Below are 1310 nucleotides of genomic sequence, written 5' to 3' on the forward strand. Positions count from 1 at the left end.
TCTTTACGGCAACACGTTTCATTCCTTTGGGAAGAGGAGACGGTGGTGGTTTTGTTCCTTCCACCTTCCTTCTTCCCTTAGATGTCCTATCCGACGTTCGTCCCTGTCGCCTACAAAAAGCTCCCCATTCCCAATGCGCGTAGTACCTTAGCTTGCGTAAGAAATTCCAAAGGGTGTCTTTCTCCTCGTTCTCCAAATGCAAAAGACAGCATAATTGGTAACTGAGTAGCGCTAAGTAGAGTTGGACCCAAACGGCATGAGGATCAAAGTTGTAAAAAGTGGTCGTTTTTAGGTGTTGCTTCATCCATTTAAAGAAAAGCTCAATTTGCCAGCGACAGCGATAAATCTCACCAATCTCTTCTGCGGTGAGATCCGTCCGATTCGTGATGATTTCGTAGCGTGTTTTCTTTTCGTCATAAAACTGGACTAGACGTGCTTGAAAGGTTGTTTTCGCTTTTTTATCCAGCAGCTCAATATCCATATCGCTCACGATACGAGTCCCAGCCGGTACTTCACGTTTGTGCAGCACCGTATACTGCGTCCTCACTTTCAAACGAGCGACGAACAAAACCGCTTCATTGACCCAGTGCCGATAATCACCGTAGCTGACATAGCCACGATCAAAAATATACGTGGTATCTTTCCGGGAGACTAAACGTCTGACCACACTCATGTCCGAAACCCCCACTGTGGAGAGCACCATCTCTTCGGGCATATGAAAGTTAGCCTCGAGTGAAAGCAATTGGGTATGGATTTTCACACCATTTTTATGCCGTTGAAACCGAGCCCAGTCTCCGAAAACGGTAGGGAGTCGAATCGTAGTGGAATCCACGGGACTCAGCTTTCCAAAAGTAGCAATTCCTTTTGCTCCTCGTTTTCGTCTAAGAATTTCTTTGGAAAAATGAGCAAACAAATATTCCAGATAGGCAAGTGGAATGGTTTTGAGTTTTCGATTCAAGTTTGACGGGTCGATGCTGGAGAAACCGACATACTCCTGCAGATCCTTATTTGCCTCTAAGTTCAAAGCAATATTGATGAGCGATTTCCGCTGCTGGAGGTTTGCCTCCACAAACAAAGTAATGGCTGCTCCAACGGTAAGTTTTTTCGTATAATGATCGGCAAACGGACAACGAAGCAAGTGTATATCCAACTGATCTAGGACCTTGCGTAAAACAGATTTTTTATTTATACTAATACCCACGGATTCTCCTTTTGTAGAGTAGTGGGTAACCAGCCTACTTTCTCTACAATAGGAGTTTTTTTGCGTTTATCCAGTAAAAAACCTACTAAAATTCCATTTTAAGTAAATT

The 1310-nt window shown here is 43.8% G+C and carries 1 protein-coding gene; it reads right to left on the minus strand.

The window, feature by feature from the left end; translation table 11 throughout:
* A partial coding sequence (locus E0496_RS31890; protein ID WP_141505991.1) for an IS4 family transposase occupies positions 1 to 1201 on the minus strand: 1201 nt, incomplete at its 3' end.
* Positions 1202 to 1310 lie beyond the last annotated feature (109 nt).

It is taken from the genome of Paenibacillus luteus, from assembly GCF_006542765.1.
Classification (GTDB): Bacteria; Bacillota; Bacilli; order Paenibacillales; family Paenibacillaceae; genus Pristimantibacillus; species Pristimantibacillus luteus.